The organism is Sphingomonas lycopersici (assembly GCF_026130605.1).
Lineage (GTDB): Bacteria > Pseudomonadota > Alphaproteobacteria > Sphingomonadales > Sphingomonadaceae > Sphingomonas > Sphingomonas lycopersici.
In genome coordinates this window covers 1-2923 of record NZ_JANFAU010000030.1, presented here as the reverse complement: position 1 = coordinate 2923, position 2923 = coordinate 1, and the positions used below count along the sequence as shown (strand labels likewise).

Here is a 2923-nt window from a genome sequence, read left to right as displayed (position 1 = left end):
CCGCTCCCCACCCGGCCTCCCACAAGCCTATCCCGATGGGTGGCCGGGTGGGGGAGCGGGCCGGCACAGACGAAATGCACCGCGGCGCATTTCGCAGATTGCGCTCAGCCCTTGCTTTGTGCCGCCTCGAGCTTGTCGAGCCGCGCCTTGAGCGCATCGGCCTCGTCGCGCGCCGCGACGGCCATCGCCTTCACCACCTCGAATTCCTCGCGGCTGACGAAATCGAGCCCGCCGATCCACTCCTTCGCGCGATCGCGCGCGCCGGCCTGCGCCTCACGGCCCATCCCGGCGATCGTGCCGGCCGCGCCGTTCACCAACTTCACGAAATCATCGAACATCCGGTTTTCGGACTGCATCAACCTGCGCCTTCCACTGAAACTCAGTTGATTACCTGGGACGTATGCGCGCCCGGCACAAGGCTTTCCTGTTGCGGGTTGAGCTGGGCGATGCGCCAGGTGAGCGCGCCGATCACCCCCAGCCACACGATATAAGGCAGCATCAGCAACGCCGCGACGGTGCGGATCCGCGCGAACAGCGCCGCCGTCGCCACCGCGATCAGCAGCGCCGCGACGAGATCGATCAACGCCCCTGACAGATTATGCGCGCCGAAGAACAACAGCGGCCAGATCAGATGCAGCGCGAATTGCAGCGCGAACAACCCCACCGCCAGCCCCCGCCCCCGGGCGCCGCGCGCGTGAAGGATCATCGCCAGCGCAAGCCCGATCCCGACATAGACCGCGATCCAGATCAGCGGGAAAGCCGCATCGGGCGGGGTGAAGCCGGGCTTGGCGAGTCCCTGATACCAGGGATTGGCGGCGCCGACCGGCTCGCTGCGTGCCGAAAGCAGCCCGAGCAACAGGATCAGCGGGACGGTGACGACCGCCCAGCGCAGAAACGACATCCGCAGCTGCGCCTTTGACGCAATGCCTCCCACAAGCCCTCCTGTTCTGCCCCGCGCGCAACCTGCCGTGCCGCGCGCACGAGGTAAACAGATGATTGACGAGGACGGTGTGCCATTGTCGGTCGACGCGTTCGTCACATCGCTCCCCTCCCTTGAACAAGGGAGGGGAGAAAGAAGGACGGCCGGGGTCAGTCCCGCACAGCCGCGATCAGGAATTCGACATTGCCTTCGGGGCCGGTGATCGGGCTGCGCTCGATACCCAGCACGCGCCAGCCCTGTGCGGTGAACCACGCTGCCACCGTATCACAGACGCGTGCGTGGACGGCCGGATCGCGCACCACCCCGCCCTTGCCCACTTCGTCGCGCCCCGCCTCGAACTGCGGCTTGATCAGCGCGAGCGCGCGCGCGCCCGGCGCCGCGAAGCCGAGCGGCACCTCCAGCACCTTGGCGAGCGAGATGAAGCTGGCGTCGCAGACGATCAGATCGACCGGCTCGGGAATCTGCGCCGCGGTCAGGATCCGCGCGCTGGTCTGTTCGTGGACGATGACGCGCGAATCCTGCCGCAGCTTCCAGGCGAGCTGGTTGGTCCCGCTGTCGACCGCATAGACCCGCGCCGCGCCGCGCGTCAGCAATACGTCAGTGAACCCGCCGGTCGACGAACCCACGTCGATCGCCACCGCCCCGGTCACATCCCATGCGAAATGATCGAGGCCGTGCGCCAGCTTGATGCCGCCGCGCGACACCCAGGGATGATCGCGCCCACGCACGTCGAGCGCCGCTTCTGCGTTCAGCGTCTGCCCCGGCTTCTCGACCTTGCGGTCGGCGGTGAACACGAGCCCCGCCATGATCAGCGCCTGCGCGCGGGTGCGCGATTCGGCCAGCCCTCGATCGACCAGCAATTGATCCGCGCGCACCTTCGCCATCCCCGCGCTATCGCGCGCCGATCGGTTCGTCGCAAGCCGTCTTCCATCGGGCGCGCCGCCTATTGCCTATCATTTTAGTAGGAAATAAGTTGGGCACGAGGTCGCGGAGTCGCTGTCCCCTAGATACGGCAACCCGCGGCCTCGCCCGAGCGACGAGGAGTGCCGGCGATGGAGCAATTCTCCCCCGATCTTGCCATGCGCCCAACGATCCTGACGGTGCCGGGGCTCAACGGCTCGGGCCCGGCGCACTGGCAGACATTATGGGAAAAGATGCGCCCCGATACTGCGCGAATCGAGCTCGGCATGTGGAACACCCCGCATCGCAACGCCTGGGTGACCAAGCTCGACCAGGCGATCGCCGCAGCGCGCGCGCCGGTGATCCTCGTCGGCCACAGCCTCGGCTGTATCGCGATCGCCTGGTGGACCGCATTGAGCCCGCAACCCTATGGCTGGCCGGTGGCGGGGGCGTTGCTCGTCGCACCGGCCGATGTCGATCGCGCGACCGTGCCCGACGAAATCGCCGGCTTCGCCCCTGCCCCCAAGACGATGCTCCCCTTCCCGTCGATCGTCGTCGCATCGAGCAACGATCCGTGGATCACGATCGAGCGCGCGCACAGCCTGGCGGCGGATTGGGGCAGCCATTTCGTCGATCTCGGCGCGCACGGCCATATCAATGCCGCGAGCGGGCTCGGCTGGTGGCCCGAGGGGCAGGAATTGCTCGATCGCGTGATCACCGCATCGGGCGGCCCGCGCGGCGAGGCGCTGACCCCCGGCGACGCGCGCGCGATCCTTGCGCGCGAGAATGCCGCAACGACGCTCTATTCGCCCCGCGCCGACTGATCCGGCTCGGCCTCGGCCCGCAGCCGCGCCGCGCGCAGCCGACGCCACAGCGAGAGATTGAAGCAACCGAGCGCGACGGCCATCAGCGCCGTCGCAACGATCACCTTGGTCCAGCCGGTCACGCCAGCGCGCCGACCGCGCCGGTCTGGTTCCACCGCAATGTTTTGAGGACGGTATTGACGATATGGTCGGCGTCGAGCCCGGCCTCGGCATATTGCGCATTGGGGCTGTCCTGATCCTGGAAGCGATCGGGCAGCCG

5 protein-coding genes are annotated in these 2923 nt (G+C 67.8%); 1 reads left to right on the top strand and 4 read right to left on the bottom strand.

Annotation, left to right across the window (positions count from 1 at the left end; genetic code table 11):
• Window positions 1-104 precede the first annotated feature (104 nt).
• The 3 genes from NED98_RS23085 to NED98_RS23075 form a co-directional block, all read right to left on the bottom strand.
• Complete coding sequence (locus tag NED98_RS23085) at window positions 105-356, bottom strand: accessory factor UbiK family protein (RefSeq protein ID WP_265314680.1); 252 nt, start codon at window positions 354-356, stop codon at window positions 105-107.
• Window positions 357-379: 23 nt separating this feature from the next.
• A complete protein-coding gene (locus NED98_RS23080; protein WP_179512675.1) occupies window positions 380-901 on the bottom strand; it encodes a TspO/MBR family protein in 522 nt (173 codons plus the stop codon).
• Window positions 902-1089: 188 nt separating this feature from the next.
• Window positions 1090-1824: a TlyA family RNA methyltransferase gene (locus tag NED98_RS23075; protein WP_265272012.1), complete on the bottom strand. Its 735-nt coding sequence runs from the start codon at window positions 1822-1824 to the stop codon at window positions 1090-1092.
• A gap of 168 nt (window positions 1825-1992) precedes the next feature.
• On the opposite strand from NED98_RS23075, the gene NED98_RS23070 reads away from it, so the two are divergent.
• Complete coding sequence (locus NED98_RS23070) at window positions 1993-2664, top strand: RBBP9/YdeN family alpha/beta hydrolase (RefSeq protein ID WP_179512677.1); 672 nt, start codon at window positions 1993-1995, stop codon at window positions 2662-2664.
• Here the strand turns inward: NED98_RS23070 and NED98_RS23065 are convergent.
• The gene (locus tag NED98_RS23065; RefSeq protein ID WP_179512678.1) at window positions 2643-2786 is read right to left on the bottom strand and encodes a hypothetical protein; all 144 of its coding nucleotides are present in this window, start codon (window positions 2784-2786) and stop codon (window positions 2643-2645) included. The two genes, NED98_RS23070 and NED98_RS23065, sit on opposite strands and share 22 nt — an antisense overlap.
• Between the last annotated feature and the right edge of the window lie 137 nt (window positions 2787-2923).

Coding starts and splice junctions, on each gene's coding strand:
- NED98_RS23075 (WP_265272012.1), bottom strand. CDS start 1,824: ATGGCGAAGGTGCGCGCGGATCAATTGCTGGTCGATCGAGGGCTGGCC.
- NED98_RS23085 (WP_265314680.1), bottom strand. CDS start 356: ATGCAGTCCGAAAACCGGATGTTCGATGATTTCGTGAAGTTGGTGAAC.
- NED98_RS23070 (WP_179512677.1), top strand. CDS start 1,993: ATGGAGCAATTCTCCCCCGATCTTGCCATGCGCCCAACGATCCTGACG.
- NED98_RS23080 (WP_179512675.1), bottom strand. CDS start 901: ATGTCGTTTCTGCGCTGGGCGGTCGTCACCGTCCCGCTGATCCTGTTG.